The sequence below is a fragment of the Domibacillus sp. A3M-37 genome (assembly GCF_024213455.1).
In the GTDB taxonomy this organism is placed as follows: Bacteria; Bacillota; Bacilli; order Bacillales; family Domibacillaceae; genus Domibacillus; species Domibacillus tundrae.
On the sequence record NZ_JANAVL010000005.1, the window covers coordinates 164,639 to 191,632 of the forward strand.

General features: G+C 46.7%; 22 protein-coding genes, 1 pseudogene and 2 other annotated features. Of the genes and pseudogenes, 4 read left to right on the forward strand and 19 right to left on the reverse strand.

The features are described from left to right. Positions 1 to 27: 27 nt before the first annotated feature. Positions 28 to 2,847 carry a 2-oxoglutarate dehydrogenase E1 component gene (locus tag NLX67_RS10585; protein ID WP_254311704.1) on the reverse strand — a complete coding sequence of 940 codons (2,820 nt, stop codon included), beginning with the start codon at positions 2,845 to 2,847 and terminating at the stop codon, positions 28 to 30. Between the two features lie 649 nt (positions 2,848 to 3,496). Between NLX67_RS10585 and NLX67_RS10590 the strand changes: the two genes are divergently transcribed. After that, positions 3,497 to 4,285 (forward strand): ABC transporter ATP-binding protein, encoded by a 789-nt coding sequence (locus NLX67_RS10590; RefSeq protein WP_254311705.1) that lies wholly within the window; start codon positions 3,497 to 3,499, stop codon positions 4,283 to 4,285. Positions 4,286 to 4,354: 69 nt separating this feature from the next. Here the strand turns inward: NLX67_RS10590 and trpA are convergent, their stop codons facing one another. The 14 genes and pseudogenes from trpA to NLX67_RS10660 form a co-directional block, all read right to left on the reverse strand. Further along, positions 4,355 to 5,119: a tryptophan synthase subunit alpha gene (trpA, locus tag NLX67_RS10595; protein ID WP_254311706.1), complete on the reverse strand. Its 765-nt coding sequence runs from the start codon at positions 5,117 to 5,119 to the stop codon at positions 4,355 to 4,357. Beyond that, on the reverse strand, positions 5,116 to 6,327 hold the full coding sequence (gene trpB, locus NLX67_RS10600; RefSeq protein WP_046181348.1) for a tryptophan synthase subunit beta: 1,212 nt from the start codon (positions 6,325 to 6,327) through the stop codon (positions 5,116 to 5,118). The genes trpA and trpB overlap by 4 nt, the downstream gene beginning before the upstream one ends. After that, positions 6,324 to 6,938: a phosphoribosylanthranilate isomerase gene (locus NLX67_RS10605; RefSeq protein WP_046181347.1), complete on the reverse strand. Its 615-nt coding sequence runs from the start codon at positions 6,936 to 6,938 to the stop codon at positions 6,324 to 6,326. The genes trpB and NLX67_RS10605 overlap by 4 nt, the downstream gene beginning before the upstream one ends. Then, complete coding sequence (gene trpC / locus NLX67_RS10610) at positions 6,939 to 7,709, reverse strand: indole-3-glycerol phosphate synthase TrpC (RefSeq protein ID WP_254311707.1); 771 nt, start codon at positions 7,707 to 7,709, stop codon at positions 6,939 to 6,941. After that, entirely contained in the window at positions 7,706 to 8,737 is a 1,032-nt protein-coding gene (gene trpD, locus NLX67_RS10615; RefSeq protein WP_046181373.1) for an anthranilate phosphoribosyltransferase, read from the reverse strand. Before trpD ends, trpC begins: the two co-directional genes overlap by 4 nt. 81 nt (positions 8,738 to 8,818) lie before the next feature. Beyond that, a pseudogene (locus NLX67_RS10620) lies at positions 8,819 to 9,319 on the reverse strand (anthranilate synthase component II); the annotation flags it as partial. Next, a complete protein-coding gene (gene trpE / locus NLX67_RS10625) occupies positions 9,316 to 10,710 on the reverse strand; it encodes an anthranilate synthase component I (RefSeq protein ID WP_254311708.1) in 1,395 nt (464 codons plus the stop codon). The gene trpE and the pseudogene NLX67_RS10620, both read right to left, overlap by 4 nt. 51 nt (positions 10,711 to 10,761) lie before the next feature. Further along, positions 10,762 to 10,969, reverse strand: a binding site (T-box leader). 26 nt (positions 10,970 to 10,995) lie between these two features. Beyond that, positions 10,996 to 11,228 (reverse strand) — a binding site (T-box leader). Positions 11,229 to 11,268: 40 nt separating this feature from the next. Continuing rightward, complete coding sequence (locus NLX67_RS10630) at positions 11,269 to 11,937, reverse strand: GNAT family N-acetyltransferase (protein WP_254311709.1); 669 nt, start codon at positions 11,935 to 11,937, stop codon at positions 11,269 to 11,271. Further along, positions 11,934 to 12,803, reverse strand: a complete 870-nt coding sequence (locus NLX67_RS10635; protein WP_254311710.1) for a carbon-nitrogen hydrolase family protein — start codon at positions 12,801 to 12,803, stop codon at positions 11,934 to 11,936. The genes NLX67_RS10630 and NLX67_RS10635 overlap by 4 nt, the downstream gene beginning before the upstream one ends. Positions 12,804 to 13,094: 291 nt before the next feature. Continuing rightward, positions 13,095 to 13,985, reverse strand: a complete 891-nt coding sequence (thrB, locus tag NLX67_RS10640; RefSeq protein WP_254311711.1) for a homoserine kinase — start codon at positions 13,983 to 13,985, stop codon at positions 13,095 to 13,097. Next, positions 13,982 to 15,046 (reverse strand): threonine synthase, encoded by a 1,065-nt coding sequence (gene thrC / locus NLX67_RS10645; RefSeq protein ID WP_254311712.1) that lies wholly within the window; start codon positions 15,044 to 15,046, stop codon positions 13,982 to 13,984. The genes thrB and thrC overlap by 4 nt, the downstream gene beginning before the upstream one ends. Before the next feature lie 2 nt (positions 15,047 to 15,048). Next, positions 15,049 to 16,347, reverse strand: a complete 1,299-nt coding sequence (locus NLX67_RS10650; protein ID WP_046181341.1) for a homoserine dehydrogenase — start codon at positions 16,345 to 16,347, stop codon at positions 15,049 to 15,051. 177 nt (positions 16,348 to 16,524) lie between these two features. Then, entirely contained in the window at positions 16,525 to 18,015 is a 1,491-nt protein-coding gene (locus tag NLX67_RS10655) for a glycosyl hydrolase family 28-related protein (protein ID WP_254311713.1), read from the reverse strand. A 42-nt stretch (positions 18,016 to 18,057) separates the two neighbouring features. Continuing rightward, positions 18,058 to 18,807 (reverse strand): NRDE family protein, encoded by a 750-nt coding sequence (locus NLX67_RS10660; protein ID WP_254311714.1) that lies wholly within the window; start codon positions 18,805 to 18,807, stop codon positions 18,058 to 18,060. 85 nt (positions 18,808 to 18,892) lie between these two features. Between NLX67_RS10660 and NLX67_RS10665 the strand changes: the two genes are divergently transcribed. Genes NLX67_RS10665 through NLX67_RS10675 form a run of 3 tightly spaced genes read left to right on the forward strand, consistent with a single transcriptional unit; the run spans position 18,893 to position 23,041 of the window. Beyond that, the gene (locus NLX67_RS10665) at positions 18,893 to 20,035 is read left to right on the forward strand and encodes an iron-containing alcohol dehydrogenase (RefSeq protein WP_254311715.1); all 1,143 of its coding nucleotides are present in this window, start codon (positions 18,893 to 18,895) and stop codon (positions 20,033 to 20,035) included. Further along, positions 20,035 to 21,630 (forward strand): GAF domain-containing sensor histidine kinase, encoded by a 1,596-nt coding sequence (locus NLX67_RS10670; RefSeq protein WP_254311716.1) that lies wholly within the window; start codon positions 20,035 to 20,037, stop codon positions 21,628 to 21,630. Before NLX67_RS10665 ends, NLX67_RS10670 begins: the two co-directional genes overlap by 1 nt. A gap of 4 nt (positions 21,631 to 21,634) precedes the next feature. Continuing rightward, positions 21,635 to 23,041, forward strand: coding sequence for a sigma-54-dependent transcriptional regulator (locus NLX67_RS10675; protein ID WP_254311717.1), 1,407 nt, complete (start codon positions 21,635 to 21,637; stop codon positions 23,039 to 23,041). A 31-nt stretch (positions 23,042 to 23,072) separates the two neighbouring features. Here NLX67_RS10675 and NLX67_RS10680 read toward each other — a convergent pair whose 3' ends face one another. The 4 genes from NLX67_RS10680 to NLX67_RS10695 form a co-directional block, all read right to left on the reverse strand. After that, on the reverse strand, positions 23,073 to 23,429 hold the full coding sequence (locus NLX67_RS10680) for a DUF779 domain-containing protein (protein WP_046180911.1): 357 nt from the start codon (positions 23,427 to 23,429) through the stop codon (positions 23,073 to 23,075). A gap of 58 nt (positions 23,430 to 23,487) precedes the next feature. Continuing rightward, complete coding sequence (gene adh, locus NLX67_RS10685; RefSeq protein WP_254311718.1) at positions 23,488 to 25,005, reverse strand: aldehyde dehydrogenase; 1,518 nt, start codon at positions 25,003 to 25,005, stop codon at positions 23,488 to 23,490. A 95-nt stretch (positions 25,006 to 25,100) separates the two neighbouring features. Next, a complete protein-coding gene (adhP, locus tag NLX67_RS10690) occupies positions 25,101 to 26,111 on the reverse strand; it encodes an alcohol dehydrogenase AdhP (RefSeq protein WP_254311757.1) in 1,011 nt (336 codons plus the stop codon). 212 nt (positions 26,112 to 26,323) lie between these two features. Further along, positions 26,324 to 26,992, reverse strand: a complete 669-nt coding sequence (locus NLX67_RS10695; protein WP_254311719.1) for a phosphatase PAP2 family protein — start codon at positions 26,990 to 26,992, stop codon at positions 26,324 to 26,326. Positions 26,993 to 26,994 lie beyond the last annotated feature (2 nt).

Here is a 26,994-nt window from a genome sequence, read left to right on the forward strand (position 1 = left end):
ACCACTTGCAGGTGGTGCAGGCTTTTATTACTGTTCTTTCGTTAAAACTGTACGTAAAATACGAGCCTGCTCTTTTTTGTGTACAATTGCATCACCTTCTGAAGGACTTGAACGACGGCGGCGGCCGACATAGCGCACCGTTGCGCCTTCAGGAACCGTATCACGCAGTCTTGGGTCCATGTATGTCCATGCGCCCATGTTTTGCGGTTCTTCTTGAAGCCAAATAACATCTTTCACATTTGGCAAGCGTTCAAGAATAGCGGTAATTTCTTCTTTCGGGAATGGATACAATTCCTCAACCCGCAGTACATGCACCCAATCAAGATTGTCTTCTGATTTCTCAATTTGTTCTGCCAGATCAATGGAAACTTTTCCGCTGCAAAGCACAAGTCGTTCCACTTGCTTTGGTTTGCTGCCCGTTCTCGGCTCTTCAACAATCACGTTGAAATTTCCGTCTGAGAACTCAGATGCTTTTGATGCGGCCAACGGATGACGAAGCAGGCTTTTCGGCGTCATGATCACAAGCGGGCGAACTTCTTCTTTTTTCAAAATTGATGCTTGCCGGCGTAAAATGTGGAAGTACTGCGACGTCGACGACAAGTTTGCAACCGTCCAGTTGTTTTCTGCTGCTGATTGCAGGAAACGCTCCATGCGTGCGCTTGAATGCTCTGGACCTTGGCCTTCATAGCCATGGGGCAAAAGCAGCACAAGACCTGATTTTTGCCCCCATTTCGCCCGGCCAGATGAAACAAACTGGTCAAACATCACTTGTGCCATGTTAGCGAAATCACCGAACTGTGCTTCCCATAAGACAAGTGTTTCCGGCGAGAAAACGTTATAGCCGTATTCAAAGCCAACTACGGCTGTTTCTGTCAGCGGCGAGTTAATGACGTCAAATGAAGCCGATACATTGCTTAAGCCGTGTAATGGATTATATTCTTTCCCATCACTTTCATCGTGCAAAACGATGTTTCGGTGTGCAAATGTTCCACGCTGCGAATCTTGACCGGTTAGTCTGATCGGTGTGCCTTCTTTTAGGATTGAGGCAAAGGCAAGCGTTTCAGCATGCCCCCAATCAATTTGACCGTCTTCTTCAAACAGCTGCTCGCGGCGTTTTAAAATTCGCTCCAGCTTTTTAAACGGCTGGAAGCCTTCTGGCCATTGAAGAAGCTCATGATTGATAATTTTTAAATCTTCTTCGCTTACGCCTGTTTTGTTACATGGAAGATCTTGCTCAACCACTTCAGGCGGATTCATGACGATATCTGGATTGTCGTCTTTTTTCGGAACTGTTTCGAACAGTTCTTTTAATTTTTGTTCGTTTTCTTTATATACGTCATCAGCAAAGCCTGCTTCAATAACACCGCGGTCCGCCAATTTTTCCGCATACAGCTCACGAACCGTTTTATGCTTATGAATCATGTTATACATGGTCGGATTGGTCGTCATCGGCTCGTCCATTTCATTATGGCCAAAACGGCGATACCCAATTAAGTCGATCACAAAGTCTTTGCCAAAGCGCGTCCGGTAGTTAACCGCCATAAAGGCTGCCGCTACACATGCTTCTGGATCGTCTGCATTCACGTGTACAATTGGCACTTCAAATCCTTTTGCAACGTCTGATGCATATCTCGTAGAACGGGAATCATAGCTTTCAGTCGTAAATCCGATCATGTTGTTCGAAATAATATGAATCGAACCGCCTGTTTTATAGCCGTTAATTTGGCTCATGTTGAACGTTTCCCCGACGATGCCCTGTCCAGGGAACGCTGCGTCACCGTGAATGATGATCGACATCGCTTTCGATACATCAAGTTCCGGCTTGCCTTTGTTCGTACGGTCTTCTTGGGCAGCACGCGTATAACCGGCTACAATTGGGCTGACGACTTCAAGATGACTCGGGTTGTTCGCAAGAGTAATGCGCGCTGTTTGCGTATCTTCTTCTTTGTAGCTGCGGTCTGCACCGAGGTGGTATTTCACATCCCCTGTCCAGCCATGGTAGTTCATTTTCATCGAACCAAGCGGCAGCATTTTTTTGTTTGGTGCATGTGCAAATTCCGCAAAAATCATCTCGTATGGCTTGCCAAGGATGTGAGCAAGCACGTTTAAGCGTCCGCGGTGGGCCATACCAATGTTGATCGATTGCGAACCTTTAACCGCTGAATGGTGAACGAGCTCATCTAAAAGTGGCACCATCGCATCCAAGCCTTCAATAGAGAAGCGCTTTTGGCCAACGAATGTTTTGTGAATGAACTTTTCGAATCCTTCTACTTGTGTAAGGCGTTTCAACAGCTTTTTCTTGTCGCTGTCTGAAAACGTCGGATAATAATCCGTTGATTCGATTTGCTGGCGAAGCCATTGTTTTTCTTCAAGATCGTGCACTTGTGCAAATTCAAATGCTACTTTATCCGTGTATACTTTTTTCAAGTGCATGATCGCGTCATAACCGTTTTGCACGTGCGTTGGCGCGCCCGGGCAAATGTACTCCACCGGAATTTGGCGTAGGTCCGCTTCCGTCAATTCGTACGTTTCAAGATCAATCCGGCGCGTGTCTTTTTTGCTGTCATCAAGCGGGTCGATGTCCGCTGCCAAATGACCGTAAATGCGAATGCTGTCTGCGAGCTTAACCGCACGAAACAGCTTATCAAGGTCGCCTGCTGATGCCTTGTGCTGTGATGCATTTCCTGTTAATGATTCAGGGGGTCCCCACTGATCAAATAACTGACGCAGTTCCTGATCGACTGCATCCGGGTCGGTCAAGTACTGTTCGTACACTTCCATTACATACCCAAGGTTCGGTCCCGAAAAGTTTTTCCACGGGTTCCCTTGGCCACTTTGCATGTTCATTCTGAAAAACCTCCACCTGTTGCCATTTGATTTCCGTGTATACGTTCGCTGTTAACAAAATATGTACAAATAAATCTAAAAACGCTTTCAGAACAAGTTTACCACTCTGATTGCAGATTAAACAAAAAAGGCGGTTTCCGATTTGGAAATTCCAGTCATTTGGATGGTGCCTTTTCAAGTACAATGTTACTACTGTTCTTTGTAAAAACCAATGCTTTTTTGCAAATTTCCGCAATAAATTTTCACTTTTGTTGAAAACGCTCTAATCAGCGCCGTTATGCGGTTTGTTTTAACCAAAATCAATAAAAAAGTGTTATAGGATCACCTCTTCTCATTAGTAAAATGTTATGTTAAAAAGGTTCCATCTCCGGCATTGTATTCATGCCAAAAAGGCATTTCAGTTTGTTTGTCAAATGTCTTTTTGCGATTATAGCAATTAAATAAACAAGTTAATAGTGGCTTATTCCGCTTTACCAAAATACGAAGCAACATCGTCGATAATAATTATTTTTTACCATAAAATTGTCTTATTATACATTTAAGGGTATTTAAGTAAATACAATAGCCAGTTTTTTTCTTTTAACAAAATAATCCAATTGTATTTTAACTCTTTCTTTTTCTGTTAAAATGAGGGAGGGAGTGATGAGTAATGAGTAAGATAATTTCGTATGAAAATGTGCAGTTTATTCGGGAAAAGAGTGTGATTTTAGACGATGTAAACTGGACGGTGAATCCTGGGGAGCATTGGGCGGTTCTCGGGTTGAATGGCTCAGGCAAATCAACTATGCTGAATATGATGGGCGGCTATGAATTCCCGACAAGTGGTACAATCCGCGTGTTTGGACACGAATATGGGCGTTACAACTGGGAATATGTGAAAAAACGGCTTGGCTTTGTCGGCAATACACTCAATCGTTTTTTAGAAACGCTCAATATGGAAACCGCACGGGAAATTGTTGTGAGCGGCCGGTTTAATTCAATCGGTATCTATGAACAGACGGATAAAACGGACTGGGAAAAAGCTGATGAACTGCTCGCTTCGTTTCGTCTATCGTATTTAGCGGACAAGCCGTACCGGTTTATGTCTCAAGGAGAGCAGCGGCGTGTGCTGATTGTGCGGGCGTTTATGGCGGAACCAGGCGCGATGATTTTAGATGAGCCTTGTTCTGGACTAGACGTGCGGGCACGGGAAGAATTATTGGAATCGCTTGAGGTTCAAGCGTCAAAACACAGCACTTCTCTTTTATATGTGACCCATCATATCGAAGAAATTTTCCCTGCAATCACGCATGTGGCTGTGTTGAAAGATGGAAAAATGATAGCAGCCGGTGAGAAAAAAAGGGTGCTGACGAACAAGATATTGTCAGATGCATTTGGCCTTTCGGTTGAAGTAGAGTGGCGGGACCGGCGAAGTTGGCTGAAAGTTGTGTCGAACTAAAAAAGGACCCGATTTGCTTTCATGCAAATCGGGTTTTTTTATGAAGCATTTTATTAAATTTTTTTCTACTCACGGAATCAACTGTTTAATTTCATTGCCTTTTCCTTCATTTAACAGCTGGACGATTTTGCTGCCGACGATAACGCCTCCGCACGCAGCGCCGAGTGTTTCCGCCTGTTCTTTTGACGAAACCCCAAATCCGGCCAGGACCGGCACCGGGCTTTGTTTAGCAATATGAGACAAATGTGCGCTCAAATCGCCGGCGAACCCGGCACGCGCGCCGGTAATGCCGTTAACCGTTACTGCATAAACAAATCCTTCTGCGTCTTTCACTGTTTCGGCAATCCGTTCGTCCGAGCTTGTCAGTGTCACAAATCGGATCATCGCAATGTCACGCGCAGTAAGCGGCTCTTTAAATTCTGCTTCTTCTTCCATTGGCACATCCGGAATAATAACACCGGAAACGCCGGCTTTTTCGCATAAATCCGCAAAATGTTCTGCACCGATTTTAAAGACCGGGTTGGCATACGTCATAATGACGATCGGCACGCTGATTTCGTCTTTAAAGGAGGCAAGCTCTTTTAAAATTTGTGTCAGTGTCACTTTTTCTTTTAAGGCACGCTTGCCGGCTTCCTGAATGACAGGACCATCTGCAACCGGATCGGAGAACGGGATGCCGAGTTCAATCACCGTCACACCGGATTGTTCAAGCAGTAAAATTGTATCTTTTAATGTATGAAGGCCGCCGTCGCCCGCCATAATGTAAGCGGTAAACACTTTTTTGCCCGCTTGTTCCACTTGTTGAAACGCGTCGGCCATTTTAAATTTCGTCATGCCTGCTTGCCCTCTCTCTCAAACCGTTCTTTAATCTGCGCCACATCTTTGTCGCCACGGCCGGATAAGCAGATAGCAATGATTTCGTCCTTGTTCATTTTTGGCGCAAGCTTCAATGCGTACGCAATTGCATGCGAGCTTTCAAGTGCCGGAATAATGCCTTCTGTTTTCGTCAGCGCTTTAAAGCCTTCAAGCGCCTCTTCATCCGTAATATGTTCATAAATCACACGTCCGGAATCTTTTAAAAAGCTATGTTCCGGTCCAACACCAGGGTAATCAAGACCTGCTGAAATCGAATGTGCTTCTTGAATTTGGCCGGCCTCATCCTGAAGTAAATACATTTTGCTGCCGTGAAGGACGCCGACGCTGCCCATCGTCATTGACGCCGCATGTTTATCTGTCTCAACGCCGCTTCCCGATGCTTCTACTCCATACATTTTAACGGTTTCATCCTCAATGAACGGGTAAAACATGCCCATTGCGTTGCTGCCGCCGCCGATGCAGGCAATAACCGCATCAGGCAGACGGCCTTCTTTTTCCTGCAGCTGTTTTTTCGTTTCCAAGCCGATGACTGCCTGGAAATCGCGGACAATTTGCGGGAATGGATGTGGACCGAGTACCGAGCCCATAATGTAATGGGTATCTTCAACGTTTGTGACCCAGTAGCGCAATGCCTCGTTCACCGCATCTTTTAATGTGCCGCTTCCTTGTGAAACACTTTCAACACGAGCGCCTAGAAGCTCCATCCGGAACACATTTAATTCCTGGCGGCGAATATCTTCTTCGCCCATAAAAATGACGCAATCCAAATTTAGAAGCGCACACACAGTTGCTGTTGCGACGCCGTGCTGGCCGGCGCCTGTTTCTGCGACAACTTTTTTCTTGCCCATGCGCACGGCAAGGAGCGCTTGTCCAATCGTGTTGTTAATTTTATGGGCGCCTGTATGGTTTAAATCTTCCCGTTTTAAGTAAATTTTTGCGCCGCCGGCTGCTTTTGTTAAGTTTTCCGCAAAATAAAGCGGGTTTTCACGGCCGACATAATCGGTTAAATAATGATTCAGCTCTGACAGAAATGCTTCATCTTTCATCGCTGACTGATAAGCTTCTTCCAGCTCTTTTACTGCACGCATTAATGATTCCGGTACGTAGCGGCCGCCGTATTGACCATAGTGCCCTTTTTCATCTGGCTGATTGTATACATTGCTCACGCTTTATTAGCCCCTTTCGCACGCTGTACAAATTGAAATATTTTCACTTCATCTTTTCGCCCATCTGTTTCGACGCCGCTTGAAATATCAACCGCAAACGGACCGACAGATTGGACGGCTTCTTTTATATTATCAGGATTCAAGCCCCCTGCCAAAATTAATCGGCTTTTGTCCACATCCGGATCATCAAGCACGGACCAGTCAAATACCTGGCCGCTGCCGCCCCGGTACTGCGCGGGCGGACTGTCGATTAAAATATAGTCTGCCGGAAACGCGAACATTTCTTTAAAGGACAAACCATCTTTCACTGAAAAAGCTTTAATAACCGGTACTGGCATTTTCCCCGCAAAATCAGCTGTTTCATCACCGTGCAGCTGAATGTAGTCAAGGCCGACTTCCGCTGCAATCGATCGAATCGCCTCTTCTGTTTCATTGACAAATACGCCGACTTTTTTCACATGTGGGCCAACCGCTTCTGCCAGCTGCCGGGCAAATTCAGCGGGAATTTTCCGGCTGCTTTGTGCGAAAACGAAGCCAATCATATCCGCTCCGGCTTCCCGTGCCCAGCTTGCCGCTTCAAAGGACATAATGCCGCAAATTTTTACGTTCATTTATAATTCCACTTTCAGCGAACGGACCGCGTCTGCGACATTACCCGCTCTCATTAATGTTTCACCGACAAGAAGTGCTCTAGCCCCTGCTTCTTTTAAGCGAATGGCGTCTTCCTGCGACTGAATGCCGCTTTCAGACACGAAAAAGGCGTTTTCTTTGCCGTAAGAACGAAGCAGCCGTTCTGTGACAGAAAGATTTGTTTCAAATGTTTTTAAGTTGCGGTTGTTGATGCCAATAATGTTCGCTTCAAGTTTGAGCGCCCGTTCCATTTCCGCCTCGTCGTGTACTTCCACGAGCACATCAAGGTCTTTTTCTTTTGCATGCGCATATAAACGCTTCATTTCATCATCATTCAGTGCTGCCGCGATCAATAAAATCATGTCACCGCCTGAAGCAAATGCCCGGTCAATTTGGATCGAATCAATGATAAAATCTTTGTTTAACACCGGGATGTCGATGTTCCCTTTCACCGCTTTTAAATCATCCATCGTTCCTTTGAAAAATGGCGTATCCGTTAAGACGGAAACAGCGTCCGCTCCGTTTTCTACATAAATCGATGCCTGCTCGACCGGATTCACGCCGAGGTTAATGTCCCCTTTTGACGGGGATGCCCGCTTTACTTCTGCAATAAGCGCCATCGTTTTAGATGCAGCGATCCGGTCGTAAAAAGACACCGGTTTCCGGTCAGCCTTATACGACAGGCCGGACTTTTTCAGCATAGCCACTTCTTCTTTTTTCTTCTCAATAATTTTATCTAAAATGGTTGTCATCCAAGCACCTCTTCTTTCTTTCTGGATTTCGAGTAGTCAACGAGGTAATTCAGCTTAGACAGCGCCGCACCGGAATCGATGCTTTCCTGCGCCATCTCTACGCCTTCTTTCACCGTCTTCGCCTTGCCGTTTGCAAATAATCCAATCCCGGCATTTAACACGACGGTATCGCGGCATGCCCCGAGTTCGCCTTCTAAAATACGTTTTAAAATTTCAGCGTTTTCAATCGCTTCGCCGCCTTTAATTTCATCAAGTGAATATTCTGGCAAGCCAACCGATTCGGCCGTTACAATCATTTTTTCCACTGTGCCGTTCTCAAGCACAACGAGGTGGTTTTCACCGGCAAGTGACGCTTCATCCATGTAACCGGCCCCGTTCAGCACGACCGCACGCTTGCGTCCGAGCCGGTTTAAAACGTCTGCCATCATGTCCAGCATATCACGCCGATAAATGCCTAATAGCTGCGTATCAAGCTGGACTGGATTTGTAAGCGGCCCGATTAAGTTGAAAATCGTTGGGATTTTCAGATCGCGGCGTACTTTCATAATTCGTTTTAATTTCGGGTGAACGTGCGGCGCAAATAAAAACGTAATACCGTTTTCATCAAGCAATTTATCTGTTTCGTCAGCGAGGAAGTCCAGCGACACCCCTAAATGCTCAAGCACATCAGCGCTGCCTGTTTTACTTGACACACTCCGATTGCCGTGTTTTGCCACTTTCACACCCGCTCCTGCCAATACAAACGCGGACGTGGTGGAAATATTAAAGCTTTGCGAGCCATCGCCGCCCGTGCCGCAATTGTCCATCACATTTTTCCATACGGTCCGTGTGGAGATAGCATTTTGACGCAGGACGTGAACGAGTGCCGCAATTTCATCAACGGTTTCGCCTTTTGCTTTCAGCGCCATTAAAAACGCAGCGATCTCACTGTCGGAAACGTCTTCCTGCAAAATTTCCGTTACCGCGTCTTCCATTTCAGCAAATGGTAACGATTCACCGGCAGACAATGTCAACAAATGCTTTTTCATGTTTTTTTCTTTCCGGTACGAGCGGAAAAATTCAGCAATCAGCTCATCGCCAATTTTTGTACCAATTGATTCCGGGTGAAATTGTAGGCCAAACACCGGATATTCTTTATGGCGAAGCGCCATAATTTCATTATCGTCTGTTGATTCCGCGATCACTTCAAGCTTCGGGCTAAGTGTTTCGGGGTCTGCCACTAGTGAGTGGTAACGCATGACCGGCACCGGCCCTTGCACACCAGCAAACAAGCCTTTTCCTTCGTGACGCACCATCGACAGCTTGCCGTGTTTAATCGTTTTCGCTTGAATAATATCTGTACCGAACGCCGCCGCAATCGCTTGATGGCCCAGGCAAATGCCTAAAATCGGGATGCGGTGGTAAAACGCGTGCACCACTTCAATGGAAACACCTGCTTCTTCCGGTGTTCCCGGTCCTGGTGAAATGACAATCGCTTCCGGCTCTAACGCTTCAATTTCATCAATCGTGATTTCATCGTTGCGGACGACACGGACGTTTTTGCCGAGTCCACTGATTTGCTGATACAAGTTATATGTGAAAGAATCATAGTTATCAATTAATAAAATCATTTTTGCACCTCCAGTAATGCTTTTGCTTTATGCATCGTTTCATCAAATTCCGTTTCCGGCACCGAATCATACACAATCCCGGCGCCCGCTTGCACGTGCGCGCTGCCATCTTTAATGACCATCGTGCGGATGGCCAGCGCAAAGTCCATGCTTCCGGTTGCCGATAAATACCCAACCGCACCGGAATAAACGCCGCGCTTCACCGGCTCCAGGTCGTTAATAATTTGCATCGCGCGAATTTTCGGCGCGCCCGATACTGTTCCCGCCGGCAAGCAGGCTGTAAGTGCATCAAGTGGATGGTAGTCTTCTTTTAACTCGCCGGAAACCTCGGACACAATGTGCATGACATGTTTGTATTTTTCAATCGTCATGTATTTATCCAATGTCACCGAGCCAATTTCGGAAATTTTGCCGACGTCGTTGCGGCCAAGGTCAACGAGCATCCGATGCTCGGCAACTTCCTTTTCATCAGCCAGCAATTCTTCTGATAAACGCGCATCTTCTTCCGGTGACTTACCGCGTGGGCGCGTTCCGGCGATCGGGTTCGTAGTCACCGTCCGTCCGCTTATCTTCACAAGGCTTTCAGGTGACGTTCCAAGCACCGTGTAGCCATCAAAATCGATATAAAACATGTATGGCGACGGATTCGATGTCCTCAGACGGCGATAGAGCGTGAACGGGTCGCCTTCAAATGGAGATGAAAGACGCTGAGACAAAACCACTTGGAATATGTCACCTCGAACAATATGTTCCTTCGCTTTTTCGACCATTTGGCAAAAGGCGTTCCGTTCAAGCTTTGAGCTGAAAGCCAGCACATTCGTTTCATTTACGGCATATGGTTTTTGCTCCGCATGAATGTCGTCATATATTTTTTGAATCGCCGACTCCATCTCCGCTTCAGTTCGTCCGCCAAATAAGTCAACAGCCGCAATGGTGACGCGCTGTGTTAAATGATCGTACACAACGAACGTATCGTAAAACATCATGTGCACATCCGGCATGCCAAGCTCGTCTGTAAGCGGCTCGCCAATTTTTTCTTCAAAAAAGACTGTATCATATCCGATGTAGCCTGCCGCACCACCGAAAAACGGGAATGGATAGTCCTGTTCTTTGTGAGCAGGCATGATTTCTTTTAGCTTGCCCATAAATTTGCCTGTGCCATTTTCAGTTTTTCCGTCTTTTTTCGCCAGTGTATAGCCGCTTGCATCCGCTGTAAATTCAGCAATCGGATCGATGGCAATAAACGAATAACGTCCGCTTTCTTCATGTTTGGCCGACGATTCAAACAGCATTTTTTTCGAGCCGGTAAGCAAACGGTAGATGGAAATCGGTGTGATCATATCGCCTTCCATTTCTCTTAGTTTGTATGAAATATTTTTTTGTAAATTCATTTTAAGTTCCCCTTTCAGTGCATAAAAAAACTCCATAGATGATCATCATCTATGGAGGACGGTTTCCCGCGGTGCCACCTCTCGTTGAAGCAAATGCTTCCCCTTAAAATCTGGATAACGGCCAAATGCCGGGCGCTCTACTTCACGTTCAAGCGGCCACTCACGGACCCATTCAAGCTGCTGCAACGTGCCGGCTTCCACTATCCCGGCTCTCTTTAACGCGCGTTTCAGCCCTACTTTTTCCGATCAACGTATTTTTTGTATACAAAAAGGCCCCCTCATCAACAAAAGGACGGGGAGCCGTGGTACCACCTTTATTGGCCGCAAAATCGCAGCCCACTTTAACAGCAGAATAATCTGCCTGTCTTTTGTAACGTAAGACGTACGCCGGAGCCTACTAAAAACGGTTCGGTCCGGAGCTCGGAAGCCCATTCACAATGTTTCCTGCACCGGCTCGCACCAAACGCCGGCTCTCTTTAGCATTCTACACTGCTACTTTTCTTCTTCAACGCATGTTTATTTGACTGATTATTATCATAATACAATCAATTTAAAATTTCAACTGTTTTTAAAAGGATTTTTCCATTCCATTAATGCCGCGCAGTTAAGGGATTCGGCATCCTTTAAATAGTTGCCCATCACATCAACCGGCACGCGGCCGCAACGCATGAGAAATGTGATAACTGGGTCGTTTAGTTCGCCTTCTGTCACTTTTTGAATATATTGCTCTGGTGTCAGCTTATTTGCATACTTATGGTAACCTGGCATGCGTCCGCCGCCAAGCAGCCGGTCAAGATTCAGGTGAACGACTGTTTCATACATGGCCTGCATCATTTTTTTGCCGATGCCAAGCTTCCGGTACGCCGGTTTCACACTAATATCGACAACGTACAACGTGTTGCCGCTTGAATTGTGATTACGAATGCAGCCATTGTCGGTCATTTCTTCCCATGAATGGGTATCACCCTGTTTATAATCGACAATGAGCGCCGTCATAGAGCCAACGATGTCTTTATTTATTTCGATGCAAAATGCTCCTTCCGGAAACAACCGGACATGGTTTGCAAGCTGTTCTTTATCCCACCAAAGTTCTTCCGGAAATGGGGGCGGGAAGCATTCTTTCTGCACGCCGATTAAAGCATCGAAATCTTTCTCCGTATAATTTCGGATAATCGCTTTCACCGGTTTTTCATCTTGAAAAGCGAAATATTCCTGATAATAGGTCATTCGTGCTCCCACCAGTCGGGATACAAGTCTGTACGTCGGTCGCGCCACGTTGTGACGGACCCTTTTTTACGCACTTCATATAAGAGCGATAGATCAAGGTCTGCTGTAATAATCATGTCGTCATTCATAATGCCTTCTGCTACGATTCCCGCCGGTGGAAACGGAATATCGTTCGGTGAAATGACAACCGCCTGTCCAACATTGGACCGCATTAAATCAACTGTTGGCAGCGAGCCGACTGTTCCGGCGCCGACCACATAAATTTGGTTCTCAACGGCACGCGCATGACTCGTATAACGGACGCGGTGGAAGCCGTGCCGGTCGTCTGTACACGACGGGCAAAAAACAACGTCGGCTCCTTTTGCTTTCGCCATCCGGACCACTTCTGGAAATTCAATGTCGTAGCACGTGAGGATCGCAATCGTGCCTTTTTCGGTTTCGAAAATACGGAACGTTTCCCCTTGCTGCATATTCCAGCCTTCCACTTCGGCTGGTGTAATATGCAGCTTCGACTGCATTTGATATGAGCCGTCCGGATAAAACAAATACGCCGTATTTTGAATGCCGCCTTTCCATTCCGTTACGTGTGTACCACCGATAATGTGTACGTCATACTCTTTGGCAAAATCGGAAAACAACCGTTCATACCTTTCTGTAAACAACGGCAGGTCGGTGATCTTTAATGCTTCGCCTGTTTTTTCATCGCCGATCGAAAGAAGCTGGGTTGTGAAAAATTCCGGGAATAAAATAAATTCCGCTTCAAATTCCATTGCTGTTTTTATATAATGCTCACATTGCTTTGCGAACTCATCAAATGAACTAATGGTGTGCAAATGGTATTGCACTGCTGATACTCTCATTCTCAACTCAATCGCCCCTTTCATCTTTTCTAAAGTAGTGGAAATTCGTCTTTTTTGCAAGAAAAAAAGACGGCTTAAAAGCCGCCTAAAGTCAAATGTTCAATTCATACTCATAAGAGGGGGTTAATGAGAATGAATCTCAATTTCAATTATAGTTTTTTTCACAGAAATGTCAACCTGTTTGTGTGCGTTTTTTTAATTTGTGTCCACACATAGCCCATTGTGTCCACTCACTCTCATTTATGTCCATCCGTACAAAATAAAAAAACCGGCGGAATGATCCACCGGCTGGTTTATCTATTGCCACACTGGGCCGTTTGATTCTACATTCAGCTGCAATACATCGCAATCGGTAAATTGATCGCGATAGGCAGCCGCGATAACCTTGCCTTTGCCGCGCGGCGCAAGGGTCAACACCGTTGGGCCTGCGCCGCTTATAACTGTCGCATATGCGCCGTGCGTATGCGCTAGTTCACGTGCCAGCAGGAATTCTTTAATGAGCGCGGCACGATATGGTTCATGGAACACATCGCGCTCCATCATTCGCCCAGCTGTCTCGTAGTCGTGCTGCATAAAAGCGGCGACGAGCATATTGGATACGGCACTGCCCAAAACAGCGTCTTTTCGGTCAAACGAATCCGGCAAGACCTTACGTGCATCTTCCGTTTTCAGCTCATACGGCGGAACGATGGCAATTAAATCGACTTCTGGCGTCGGCAGCGTCAACAATTCGGCCGTTTCACCTAATGAGACACCACATACCATGCCTCCAAACAAAGACGCACCGATATTATCCGGATGCCCTTCAAACTGGTCGCCAATGTTTAATTTTTCTTCATCTGTCAGCTTCAAATCCGCAAACCGGTCCGCAATCTCAATGCCGGCTGCAATCGCCGCCGCACTGCTGCCAAGTCCGCGTGCGAGCGGAATGTCGCTTTTCAGCACCGCTTCGATCGGCGGCATCTCAATGCCGCGCAGCGAAGCGGTTTTTTTGGCAACAATCGCGATTAAATGGCGGTCATCTTCCGGAAGGCCGGCAAGCAGCGCAGACTCGTGGGAAAACGCCCACTCCTCCGCCTGCTTCACGTCAACCGTTAAATAAAGACTAAAGGCAAGGCCGATCGAGTCAAATCCTGGCCCTAAATTGGCCGTTGAAGCCGGCACTTTTAAGGAGCCGGCGTGTCTCATGCCTGAACCACTCCACGAATAAAGTTAAACACCGCTTCTTCGCTGTTTGGCAGAACCGTCGGCTTTTTCTCAATTTGGGCAATCGCCGTCTGTGGATCTTTTAATCCGTTTCCTGTCAGAACTGCGACGATGTTCGCGCCTTGCTCAATTTCGCCTGATTTTACGTGCTTGATAATGCCTGCGATAGATGCATTTGAAGCAGGCTCTGCGAAAATACCTTCTTCACGTGTCATCATTTCATACGCTTCTAAAATTTCGGCATCTGTTACGAAGTCAATTTTACCGCCAGACTCATCACGAGCAGCTTCTGCAAATTTCCAGCTTGCCGGGTTGCCGATACGGATGGCTGTTGCCACTGTTTCAGGATCGGCTATTGGCGCCCCCTGCACGATTGCCGCAGCACCTTCTGCTTCAAAACCGTGCATGCGTGGAAGGCCTGTGCCGAATTTTTCGTTATATTCTTTAAAGCCTTTCCAGTACGCCGTAATGTTGCCGGCATTTCCTACTGGAATCGCTAAAATATCTGGTGCTTGTCCAAGTTGGTCGCATACTTCAAACGCTGCTGTTTTTTGACCTTCAATACGATATGGATTTACCGAGTTTACAAGTGTAATCGGTGATTTTTCACTGATGTTGCGTACCATTGTTAAGGCTTCATCAAAGTTGCCTTCGATCGCAACGATTTCTGCTCCGTACATCATTGCCTGTGCAAGCTTGCCAAGCGCGATTTTGCCATCAGGGATAACAACGATTGTTTTCATGCCGGCACGTGAAGCGTACGCTGCTGCTGCTGCTGATGTATTTCCTGTTGACGCACAAATGACCGTGTTGCTGCCTTCTTCTTTCGCCTTCGCAACTGCCATAACCATGCCGCGGTCTTTAAAGGAGCCGGTCGGATTGGCTCCTTCCACTTTTACGTGAATGTTGACGCCAAGTTTTTTTGAAATGTTCACAAGCGGAATAAGCGGTGTGTTTCCTTCCATTAATGAAAGCGCCGGCGTGTTTTCGTTAACCGGTAAAAATTCTTTGTATTGGTGTAATAAACCTTCCCATTTAGCCATTGTTATGCTCCTTCTCCTTCAACGCGGTAGAAACTTTCAATTGAACGAACGACCGCCAGATCTTTAATTTGTTCTTGCATTTGTGTGTAGTTTTTCATCGATGCTTTATGAGTGACAATGACAATTTCGGCCACACCGTCTGCTTCAAGCGGCAGCTGAAGAATTTTTTCGAAGCTGATGCCGTTGGATGAAAACAGCTTCGTCAGTTCAGAAAATGCCCCAACTTCATCACGGACGTGCAGACGAATAAAATGTTTCGCGAATTTTTCTTCTGGTGTTTTTAACAGCTTTTCAAATTGTGGCACAGTGATGCTTTTGCCGTTCACGCCGAGGCGCATGTTTGTAATAACAGCAACAAGATCGCTGACAATGGATGTAGCTGTTGGCAGACCGCCGGCACCTGGGCCGTAAAACATCGTTTCACCGACTGCTTCACCATATACATATACCGCATTGTATTCGTCATTAACAGACGCAAGCGGGTGATTATTCGATAAAAATGTCGGCTGTACGCTTACTTCAGCACCGCCGTCTTGCTTATCCGCATATCCAATCAACTTCATTGTATAGCCGAGTGTCTGGCCGTGCTTCAAGTCGCTGTCGGACACGTTCGAAATGCCACTTACATCGACGTCTTCAAGTTCGATGTCCATTGAAAAAGCAAGACGGGCCAAAATTGCCATTTTACGCGCGGCATCCAGTCCTTCCACGTCAGACGTTGGGTCTGCTTCCGCAAAGCCAAGGTCCTGCGCTTCTTTCAGCGCCGTTTCGTAAGACATGCCTTCTTTGTTCATTTTTGTGAGGATAAAGTTCGTTGTCCCGTTGACAATCCCCATCATTTTTTTAATTTTATCGGATGCAAGTCCATCCGCCAAGCCGCGGATAATCGGAATGCCGCCGGCGACACTTGCTTCATAATAAAAGTCACAGCCGTTTTCAGACGCTGCTTTTAACAGTTCCGAACCATACAGTGCGACAAGGTCTTTATTTGCTGTCACAACATGTTTTTTCTGATGAAGCGCGTCAAGCAGCAATTTTTTCGTTTCATCAATGCCGCCCATCACTTCTACTATTACGTCGACGTCCGGATCGTTAATCACATCATATGGATCTAGTGTAAGTGCTTCTTTCGGCAGCTCCACTTCTCGTTTTTTATCTACGTTTTTTACAAGCACCTTCGTCACGTCAACTGAACAGCCGACACGGTGGGCAAGCTGTTCCTGATGATCTTGAATCATCTTGACAACACCTGTTCCGACTGTTCCGAGACCGAGTAATCCTACTTTTACGTTGTCCTTCATCTAAACGTCACCTCAACTATGTATTTTTCTGATGTACATTTGTTTTTATATAGTAGACATTATATCGGTCTTTCGTGCGGAATACAACCATATCTTTTGTAAAAGAATGTAGAATCATTTTTTTACAAAAACAATATTTTCATACAATTCCTATAATAAAGAAAACAACCGCTTCTTTCAAGCGGTTGTCGTATTTTCTGATGAAGCCCCTTTAACGTCTTTTGCGATGAAAAGCGGTTTTTTTCCGCAGTTGGCAAAATGCGCATTTTTTATGCTCACGTCCTCCGGCTTATTTGCTCCGCCGAATACTTTCAAGGCAGTACCCGCTGTCACAAAATCACGCATGACGACGTCTTGAATGTGAACGTGTTTCGCTTTATATTGAATACCGGCTACAGGCAGTTCCTTGTAATTATAGCCTGGATCACCGATTGCGCGCAGCCCGTTTATCACGACGTGCCGGTAAGCGGATACCGTTAGCGCGCGTGGTTTTGATCCGGCGTACAAGTCTGTGTATACCGGACGGAGGGACACGATGCGTGTGGCGGTCAAAAAACGGGCCGTTTTGGATTCCGGATCGCTCGCCGAATGGTGGCCGATATGACGGAAATTGAACGACCGATTGTCGTTTTCGGAAAGATGGCCGATGATATGAACATTGGCTGCCGCTGAGCTCGTTGCGTGCGCTTTTATTTCAATGCCGCCGAAACAACGCGCTGATGCATTATGCACGAGCCAGACTGAACGAGAGCCATCATCCACTTCAAAGCCGTTTGAATTGGAAAAACCCGTTTTATGGCTTCGGCCGGACGGATCATGCATAAAGCAATTAGAAACAAAAATGTAGTCACTATGATGCGTTGTGACGCCGTCATCGCCAAAACCGGAACCGGTGCAGCCGTCAATCCAGACAAAACGGCTTCCTCCCGGCGCACGGTGTCCATCGCCTGAGTAATCATATAAGGTAGATGAAACGTCATAACAATGGAGACCTGGGTTGATCGCGTCACACTCTTTCACCCAGCCGTACGTAACATTTGCGAACGTTAAACAGCTTGAGCGGTTATTGCCGCTTGACGATTTTTCGTCGGGACGGAGCCGTTCAAGTGACCAATCTAACGTTATTGCTTCTATTGATACATGATGATTGCCTTTTACATGATTTTCATTCGTCACGACAAAGCTTCGTTTCGGTGCCGTATCCCGCAATTTCAATATTGTCTTGCCCGGTCCTGCTCCTTTGACGATCGTATTGGATGGCACATGCAGCTCATCGACAATATAAGTTCCTTCGGCTAACTGAACGGTTTTCCTGCCGCCGGACAGCGCCTTCTGCAGGTCGTCGCCAGATTTTACATAAACAACGGCGGCTGCGTTTTTTTGCAGTATGCCATACTCACGGTCCAATACCGGCTTCCAGTCAGGATAAGCCGTTCCCTTCTTAACGAGTGTTTGATGAAACTTGATCGGCTCTTCTTTTTTTGTCCAAAGCGCCTTCAATTTATCGAAAATGCTTTTTTTTGAACTCACTGGCTTCCAATCTGCAGCTGATGCCAAAAAAAGCTGGTTTGTTTCAGCTACAGCGTCAGACAGTGGATTGCTGTCATTGAAATAGGCTTCAATCAGAGCGGCATTTTTTCCTGGGTTATGACCTTTGTTTAAATACATGTACTTTTTCCTTTCTTTTTTTGAATTTTGCACATAATGTTTTTAGTTTATTTCAAAGGAAAAAGTCTGTTCTTTTACTGGTTTAGTTGGCTCGACTGTCCTCTCTGTCCAAACAGCTGAATGGTTTTTGCTTATTTCGAGTATAGTCGAGCTTCTCGTTCCATATGTTTCGCTTTTAATAAAAATGGGCGAAAGCAGCCGTTCCCATTCAATCGACACCCCTGTGTCCGGCAGTTCGGTGTCATTGGCGGCTGTGTAATCGCACAGCATGTCAAACAGCTCTTCTTTGCTGTTCAGCGCTGCTGCCATTTTTTCTTTTGCTCGTACGGTTTTAGGCCACGGAGTATTTATAAAAGCGTTGCTGACGACATGAATGCCCGGCGGAAGGAGAAATGGTTTTTCACCAGAACGGCTCCCGTACGCATACAATTCATCTTTCGTGCCGGCCACGAGATTAAAACCCGGGTAGCGGTCCTTTTCCCTGTCTAATTCGTTCAAAAACACTTCAGCCGTCAAATGACTTTCTAAAAAAGCCCGGACGATGTGGCCTCGTGATTCTTTTCCGGCTGATTGTTCGTTCGGATCACGGTAATTGGTCAGCGCACAAAATCGGCCGTTTTTGGACACACCCATCCACGTGCCTCCTTTTTCCAAATCGCGCCCGGCCAAAATTGGCACATCATCCCACCAATGGGACACTTCAGTTGGGCGATGATAAAATTCATCCCGGTTTGCCGCCACAATCAGCGGCTTATCGGTGTGCTGCCTAAAAGCGATGGCGATTAAACACATGATAGATTCCTACTTTCTTTTTCTTCAATTATACGCAGGAATGGTACAATGGAACAAATGACAGAACGATAGGATGGTGGAACTTATGTATAAGTTTGTAATGCCAGAAGTGATTTTTGGAAGCGGATCCATTTCTCAGGCGGGAGAATGCTGTGAGCGGCTGGGCGCCCGTCATGTGCTCGTTGTAACAGATCGCGGCGTAATGGAAGCCGGCTGGACGGAGCCTGTGTTAGAAAGCTGCCGGGAAGCCGGTCTTACTGCTGCTTTGTTTGACCAGGTGTCGGTGAATCCGACAGATGATGAAGCAGATGCCTGTGCCCGTGTCTATAAAAAAAATGGCTGCGATGCGATTATTTCCGTCGGCGGCGGCAGCGCCATCGATATCGGGAAAGCAGCCGCTGCGCTTGTGACCAATGGCGGTCACATTCGAGATTACGAAGGGGTTGACCGGATTCTGCACCCTCTCCCCCCGCTGGTTATGATCCCTACAACGGCCGGTTCCGGTTCAGAAGTGTCTCAGTTTTCAGTGATCGTAGACAGCTCCCGGCAGAAAAAAATGACCATTGTCTCGAAATCACTCGTTCCGGACATTGCCGTTATTGATCCGGACGTGCTGACGACAAAAAGCGCCCGCCTGACCGCAACGACGGGCCTTGATGTGATTACGCATGCAATTGAAGCATTTGTCAGCATCGCGGCGACACCGATGACGGATGTGCAGGCAAAAAATGCGCTCGCCATTGCAGCACGTCATCTGCGCCCATCTGTTGCGTCGAAATACAATAAAGAAGCAAAAGAACAAATGGCGATGGCAAGCTTGCAGGCCGGTCTTGCGTTTTCAAATGCGATTTTAGGTGCTGCCCATGCGATGAGCCATACGATCGGCGGGCGCTATCCGTTTCTGCACGGTGACATTAATGCCGTTCTTTTGCCACATGTAATGGAATTTAATTTAATTGCCTGTCCGGAAAAGTTTCGCGAAATGGCGGTTTTAATGGGCGAAGATGTGACCGGGCTTTCTGACATCGCCGCCGGGGAAAAAGCAATTCAGTATGTAAAAAAATTGGCCGTTGACATTGGGGCGCCGTTGACCCTGTCAGAAATGGGCTTTCAAGCGGATGCGATTCCCGAAATGAGTAAAATTGCCCTGACGGACGCGTGTATGATTACCAATCCACGTGATATTTCGGCGGAAGAAGTGGCTGCACTTTTAAGGAGGGCGCTGTAATGAACCGGCCGGAAATGATTCATTTGCTGACCGGTGTCCAGTCATCGAAGCGTAACTATTATACAGAGCTGAAGCGGACGGTGGACGAGCTTCAAAAGAAAAACAGGCAGCTTGAAATTATGAATGACATTATGCACAGCTTTAATGTCAATATGTCGATTCAGGAAATGCTGAAACAAACGCAGGAAACACTTCAGGCCGTATACAGGATTGACCGCCTCAGTCTGGCGATGTGGGAAGACGGAGCGCTTAGAATGGCGGATGTTTATCCGGAAAAAGCAACATTTCTGGCGAAAGGAACCGCTTTTCCCGCTGACGTTTCGCTTTATTCTCACGTTTTTTCAGCCGGCCAGGATGTTCTGCATTCTGTTCAGAGAACGGATGCATTTTTTGAATCTGAGGCATTTGGAGCACTTGACCTTCGTTCCGTCTGGCTGTTCCCCCTCAGCAGCCGTGGTGCCATGATTGGGGTGCTCGGACTTGCTACTCGTGAATCCATTTCTTTTTCAAAGGAAGACCGGGCTTTTTTTCAGCATTTATCGGGGCAAGTGGCTGTTTGTATTGAAAATGCGCGTCTTTACCATGAAGTACTGCTCAGCAAATCAAGATGGGAATCGACGTTTCGCGCGGTAGCGGATTCCATTTTTGTGACGGACGTCGACGGAACGATTTTAACGAGAAATGACAGTGCAGCTATTCATTGGCCGGACGCGAAAAATATTTCTGTTTTTTTAAAGACAGATCTTTTTCTTCAAACGGTTCGAGAGGTTACACCACACTTTGAAGAAGCATCTATTCAAAACAACGTCTATGAATGTGCTTATTACCCGCTTCTTGACGCCGGCGAACTGAATGGCATTATTGTCTATTTAAAAAACATTACGGAAAAACAGCTGATGCAGGCGCAAATTATTCACTCTGGACAGCTCGCCGCCATCGGTGAAATGGCCGCCGGCGTTGCGCATGAGCTGAATAATCCACTCACAGCGATTCTCGGTAATACACAGCTTCTGCTTCGGCTTTCCACAGATGACACGAAGCCCATGCTCGAAGACATCGATGAGTGCGGAAAACGATGCCGGACGATCATTCGAAGCCTGCTCGCTTTTTCCCGTCAGGAGCCGGCTTCATTTGCCCGATGCTCGTTAAACGATGCGGTGTATGAAGCACTGCGGCTGACAGGACGACAACTTGAAAAGCAGCGGATTGAATTAACCGTTAAATTAGCCGAACGGCTGCCTTTTGTTGAAGGGAGTATTCAGCAGCTGAGTCAAATTGCGGTGAATTTATTAATTAATGCAAAAGACGCCTGTTTAGAAAAAAAGGATGTTAAGCAAGTATTAGTGGAATCGGAAGCCGACAAGCATCATGTGTATTTACATATCACAGATAACGGGTCTGGGATATCCCCAGACCAAATAGATGATATTTTCCATCCGTTTTTCACTACCAAATCAGCACACAATGGCACCGGTCTTGGTTTGTCGGTAAGCTTGGGCATCGCCGAATCACATGGCGGCACATTAACTGTAACGAGTGGTATCGGAAAAGGAAGCACATTTACGCTGGCCCTTCCTATATGGAAAAGGATGTGAATACATGGCACATATATTAATTGTGGATGACGAACAGGAAATCGGCCGTTTTTTAACCCGGCTTTTTCAACTTAAAAAAATGAATGTAACCTATATTGATAGTGGCCGCGCATTTGATGATCTTGATCGCATCGATCAATTCGATGCCGCTTTTTTAGACGTACGGCTGCCAGACCGGAATGGCCTTGATCTTTTAAAGGAATTGAAAAAAAGAGCACCGTCCTGTAAAGCCGTCGTGATGACCGGCTACAGTACAGTAAAAACGGCCGTGGAAGCGATTCAGCTCGGTGCGGAAGATTTTCTTGAAAAACCGTTTGAGGATATCAATGCGCTTGAAGAGTTAGTCGATCACTTAACAAAACGAGTGGATACTGCAGAATACAAGCAAGCCGCAATCGAAGCCGGGGCCTTTTTAGGAACGAGCGCTAGCATGCACGAATTGTACCGTTTAGCGTATAAACTCGCATCAAAACAGGTGACCATTTTAATTGAAGGAGAAACAGGCACTGGAAAGGAAGTGCTGGCCGGCTTCTTGCACCGGGCCGGCAGCCGCACTGAACAGCCGTTTATTGGCATTAACTGCGGGGCGATTTCGGAATCTCTGCTTGAAAGTGAATTGTTCGGGCACGCAAAAGGCGCGTTTACCGGAGCCGCATTTGATCGTGCCGGTTATTTTGAAGTGGCAACGAACGGCACCTTGTTTCTCGATGAAATCGCCGAAGCGTCCCATGCCACTCAGGTAAAGCTGCTTCGCGTCCTCGAAACCGGTGAGTTTTTTAAAATCGGCGACCCAGCACCAAAGCGGACGAGTGCGCGCATCATCGCCGCCAGCCATTCGAGTTTAGAAAAAGCTGTAGCAGAAGGTGCGTTTCGCGAGGATTTATTGTACCGGCTGGATATTGTGAAGCTGACGATTCCACCGCTTCGTGAACGACGGCAGGACATCCCCCTTTTTATTGAATTATACGGTCAAAAAAGCGGATTTGCTTTTTCATTTTCACCAGAAGCCATGGATGCTTTTATACAATACAACTGGCCGGGCAATATGCGCGAGCTTGTGAATACGCTGCAGCGTCTGTCCGTTTTATATGCCGATGAACCGGTTATTACCATTCATATGCTGCCGGAAAAAATGGTACGGCCGGGCACGTTTCAGAAAACTCTGCCAACGCCCGCCCGCTCTTTTGAATCCGAGTGGCGCCGCTTTTCAAACCGGTTGGCTGACTTGTATAACGGCGATGAACTGGTTCAGCTCGATGAGTTGCTGCATATGATGAAACGAATGGAAAAGCGGACCGCGGAAGCGTTTATCAAAAAAACATTGAAAGAAACGGCCGGCAGCCGCGAACAGGCAGCCGAAAAGCTCGGTATTTCCAAGCGGAAAATCCGCTATTATTTAAATGAAACATAAAAGTCTTCCATTCATTTGGAAGACTTTTCGTTTATTGATTCAGTTCCTGCCGCTCTTCGTCCGTAAAAACACGGGACCTTGTTAAAAAGCGTTTTCCTTCGGGTCCTTCGAGTGAAAACATGCCGCCGCGTCCGTCAACGACATCAATAATGAGCTGTGTATGCTTCCAGTATTCGTACTGGGCATCGCTAATGTAAAACTTGACGCCTCCGATTTCACCGAGCAGCTTGTCTGAATCACCAGTCATAAATTCGCCGTCCGGGTAGCACATCGGTGCACTGCCATCACAGCAGCCGCCTGATTGGTGAAACATGAGCGGTCCGTGTTTTTCTTTCAGCTTTCCGATTAAATCTAAGGCAACTTGAGTAGCCGTCACCCGCTCTGTCATATTTTCCACCTCCCTATGAAAATAACGCCGCCGCATAACGCGGCAGCGCAATCATTGATCAAAAGAATCCAAGAGCATCTTCTGAATAGCTGACAAGCAGGTTTTTCGTCTGCTGGTAATGATTCAGCATCATGAGATGATTTTCGCGTCCGATCCCGGACATTTTGTAGCCGCCGAACGCTGCGTGTGCCGGATACTGGTGGTAGCAGTTTGTCCAAACACGGCCCGCTTTAATGTTGCGGCCGAACCGGTATGCTCTGTTTTGATGGCGCGACCAGACACCGGATCCGAGACCGTAAAGTGTATCGTTTGCAATTTCAAGCGCTTCCGCTTCATCTTTAAAAGTTGTAACAGAAACAACCGGTCCAAAAATTTCTTCCTGGAAAATACGCATTTTATTATGACCTTTAAAAATAGTTGGCTTAATGTAGTAGCCGTTTTCAAACCCTTCGACCGTATTTTTCTCACCACCGGCCAGGCATTCGGCGCCTTCTTGTTTACCAATATCCAGGTAGGACAAGATTTTTTCCATTTGTTCATTCGACGCCTGCGCGCCCATCATTGTGTCTGTATCAAGCGGATTGCCTGTTTTGATTGCATTGACACGCTCAATGACACGCTCCATAAATTTGTCGTAAATGTTTTCATGAACGAGCGCGCGAGATGGGCATGTACACACTTCACCCTGGTTAAGCGCAAACATGACAAATCCTTCCACCGCTTTGTTTAAAAATGCATCGTCTTCTTCCATAATATCGTCGAAGAAAATATTCGGTGATTTTCCTCCGAGTTCAAGCGTGACCGGAATTAAGTTTTGCGACGCGTACTGCATGATCAGTCGACCCGTTGTTGTTTCACCCGTGAAAGCGATTTTCGCAATGCGTTTGTTTGATGCAAGCGGCTTTCCTGCTTCAAGACCGAATCCGTTGACGATGTTAACAACACCCGGCGGCAGCAGGTCTTCAATGAGTTCCATTAAGACCAAAATCGACGCTGGAGTCTGTTCAGCCGGTTTTAATACAACGCAGTTTCCTGCCGCAAGCGCCGGTGCAAGCTTCCATACGCCCATTAAAATCGGAAAGTTCCATGGAATAATCTGTCCGACGACGCCAAGCGGCTCGTGGAAATGATAAGCAACTGTGTCATCATCAATCTGTGACAGCGAGCCTTCCTGCGCCCGAATCGCTCCGGCAAAATAACGGAAGTGGTCGATTGCAAGAGGTAAATCGGCATTGAGTGTTTCACGAACTGCTTTCCCGTTGTCCCACGTCTCTGCTACCGCAAGCAGTTCTAAATTTTCTTCAATTCGATCGGCAATTTTATTTAAAATATTGGCACGCTGGGCGACCGACGTTTTGCCCCATTCATCTTTTGCCGCATGTGCCGCGTCAAGTGCGAGTTCAATATCTTCCGCCTGTGATCGGGCCACTTCACAAAATACTTCGCCCGTCACCGGTGTGACGTTTTCAAAATATTGGCCGCCGACTGGCGCGGTCCATTCTCCATTAATGAAATTATCATATTTTTTCTTAAACGTAACTTTTGATTCTTCTTGCCCTGGATTTGCGTAAATCATATACCCTTTCCCCCTTTGAATGTTGGAAATCCGTTATATAAAACGCTTACATTTCCAAAATAACGTCTTCCGAACTGAATGTCAACTCATTTGTCTTACATAGTGAGCACAATTCGACCATTAATTTTCCCTTTTTCCATTTTGTCGAATATATTGTTAATATCGTCAAGCGGAGCGGTTTCGACTTGCGCTTTTACTTTGCCTCGTGCCGCAAAATCGAGTGCTTCTTTCATATCGAGACGTGTACCGACAATTGAGCCTTTAACAGATACACCGTTTAAAACTGTATTGAAAATCGGGATCGGCAGCTCATCGTTTGGAAGACCAACCACGACCAGTGTTCCGCCGCGTTTCACGGAACGATACGCCTGTTCAAACGCTTTTTTGGTGACTGCCACACTGATTGCCGCCTGAACGCCACCTAATTTTTCCTGAATTGCATCTGCCGGATCTTCATTCATCCCATTCACTGCTTCATCTGCGCCTAAGCTTTTCGCAAGCTCCAGCTTTTCATCCGCAATATCAACCGCCACAACATTAAAGCCCATTGCTTTGGCATATTGAAGCGCGATATGGCCAAGTCCGCCAATGCCGTAGATCGCGACCCAATCACCTGGTTTGGCACCTGAAACTTTCAGTGCTTTATACGTCGTCACGCCTGCGCATAAAATCGGTGCGACTTCAACCGGATCAAGGCCGTCTGGAATTCTCGCCACATAATCAGCCGGTGCCACACAATATTCCGCATAACCTCCGTCTACCGAGTAGCCGCCATTTTCCTGGTTCGGGCAAAGTGTTTCCTGCCCCTGTAGACAGTATTCACACTCGCCACAAGCGGAAAATAACCACGGCACCCCAACACGGTCGCCCACCTTTAATGATGTGACTCCTTCACCGATTTCCTCAATAATTCCAACGCCTTCATGACCTGGAATAAGCGGCAATTTCGGCTTAACCGGCCAGTCACCGTGTGCCGCATGCAAATCAGTATGACAAACGCCACATGCTTCAATTTTCACTAAAATTTCGCCGCGTCCCGCTGTCGGCTTCGGCATATTTTTTACTTCAAGCTGCTGGTTAAATTCGTTTACGACGGCTGCTTTCATACTTGTTTGTGCCTCGGTCTGCTGGTTCATTTCATTTACGGCTGTTGTTTTCATGTTTCGTTCCCCCTTTTAATTTGTCTTTCGTTTTTTATAATGCAAGCATCGTGCCAACATTGAGAACGTTAACACATTACCTTTTTTCCAATGTTTAAGCCGGGTTTCCGGCTCTTTCAGCCAAAATTCCGGCTCATTCGAACAAAAAAACGGCTTTCTCATCGTCGAGAAAGCCGCCGGTTAATCCGATATTCACTAAAATGAAACAGCATAATCCAAAAAAACAGCCAGGCCGCGCCTATGGAAAACCCGGCGAGTACATCACTCGGGTAATGGACACCAAGATAAATCCGTGTCAGGCCCACAAGGAGGATCATGCAGCCAGCGAGCATCGCGGCCATCAGCTTTTTCCATTTTCCCCTTAACAACCGGAACAGCATAAACGACAGAGCACCATAAAAAATAAACGATCCCATGGAATGGCCGCTCGGAAAACTGTAGCCGCCCTGCTCAATTAACGGCAAAATGTCCGGACGCTGGCGCTTAAACAGTTCTTTTAAAAAGCCGTTAAACGCGCCGCCAAGCCCATTGACGAGAAGAAAAAACAGCGCCCATCCATATCGTCTGCGGATGAGAAGAAACAATGCGATTAAGACAGTCGCAACCGTTAAAAACGTCACCGAAGCGAGATCAGTTATAAACACCATCCGGGCGGTTCGGCCTTCATTCACCCATGACTGCACCTCATTGATAATTTTTGTATCAAAAGCCGCCACTTCATTTTCCTGAAGCGCGTCGACGACTTCAAAAAATCCCCATGTAAAAAAGAGCAGAAAAACAACTAATGCTCCGTAATAAGCGTATGGCCGCCAGTTTTTCTTCTCCAATA

Excerpts from the sequence above, each read along its gene's own strand:
- NLX67_RS10630 (WP_254311709.1), bottom strand. The coding sequence starts at position 11,937 with ATGACCTATTATCAGGAATATTTCGCTTTTCAAGATGAAAAACCGGTG.
- NLX67_RS10670 (WP_254311716.1), top strand. The coding sequence starts at position 20,035 with ATGAACCGGCCGGAAATGATTCATTTGCTGACCGGTGTCCAGTCATCG.
- trpD (WP_046181373.1), bottom strand. The coding sequence starts at position 8,737 with ATGAAAAAGCATTTGTTGACATTGTCTGCCGGTGAATCGTTACCATTT.
- trpC (WP_254311707.1), bottom strand. The coding sequence starts at position 7,709 with ATGACAACCATTTTAGATAAAATTATTGAGAAGAAAAAAGAAGAAGTG.
- thrC (WP_254311712.1), bottom strand. The coding sequence starts at position 15,046 with ATGGCTAAATGGGAAGGTTTATTACACCAATACAAAGAATTTTTACCG.
- NLX67_RS10585 (WP_254311704.1), bottom strand. The coding sequence starts at position 2,847 with ATGAACATGCAAAGTGGCCAAGGGAACCCGTGGAAAAACTTTTCGGGA.
- NLX67_RS10650 (WP_046181341.1), bottom strand. The coding sequence starts at position 16,347 with ATGAAGGACAACGTAAAAGTAGGATTACTCGGTCTCGGAACAGTCGGA.
- trpA (WP_254311706.1), bottom strand. The coding sequence starts at position 5,119 with ATGACGAAATTTAAAATGGCCGACGCGTTTCAACAAGTGGAACAAGCG.
- NLX67_RS10665 (WP_254311715.1), top strand. The coding sequence starts at position 18,893 with ATGTATAAGTTTGTAATGCCAGAAGTGATTTTTGGAAGCGGATCCATT.
- NLX67_RS10590 (WP_254311705.1), top strand. The coding sequence starts at position 3,497 with ATGAGTAAGATAATTTCGTATGAAAATGTGCAGTTTATTCGGGAAAAG.
- NLX67_RS10605 (WP_046181347.1), bottom strand. The coding sequence starts at position 6,938 with ATGAACGTAAAAATTTGCGGCATTATGTCCTTTGAAGCGGCAAGCTGG.
- adhP (WP_254311757.1), bottom strand. The coding sequence starts at position 26,111 with ATGAAAGCAGCCGTCGTAAACGAATTTAACCAGCAGCTTGAAGTAAAA.
- NLX67_RS10680 (WP_046180911.1), bottom strand. The coding sequence starts at position 23,429 with ATGACAGAGCGGGTGACGGCTACTCAAGTTGCCTTAGATTTAATCGGA.
- adh (WP_254311718.1), bottom strand. The coding sequence starts at position 25,005 with ATGATTTACGCAAATCCAGGGCAAGAAGAATCAAAAGTTACGTTTAAG.
- trpE (WP_254311708.1), bottom strand. The coding sequence starts at position 10,710 with ATGAATTTACAAAAAAATATTTCATACAAACTAAGAGAAATGGAAGGC.
- NLX67_RS10660 (WP_254311714.1), bottom strand. The coding sequence starts at position 18,807 with ATGTGTTTAATCGCCATCGCTTTTAGGCAGCACACCGATAAGCCGCTG.
- thrB (WP_254311711.1), bottom strand. The coding sequence starts at position 13,985 with ATGAGACACGCCGGCTCCTTAAAAGTGCCGGCTTCAACGGCCAATTTA.
- NLX67_RS10655 (WP_254311713.1), bottom strand. The coding sequence starts at position 18,015 with ATGTATTTAAACAAAGGTCATAACCCAGGAAAAAATGCCGCTCTGATT.
- NLX67_RS10675 (WP_254311717.1), top strand. The coding sequence starts at position 21,635 with ATGGCACATATATTAATTGTGGATGACGAACAGGAAATCGGCCGTTTT.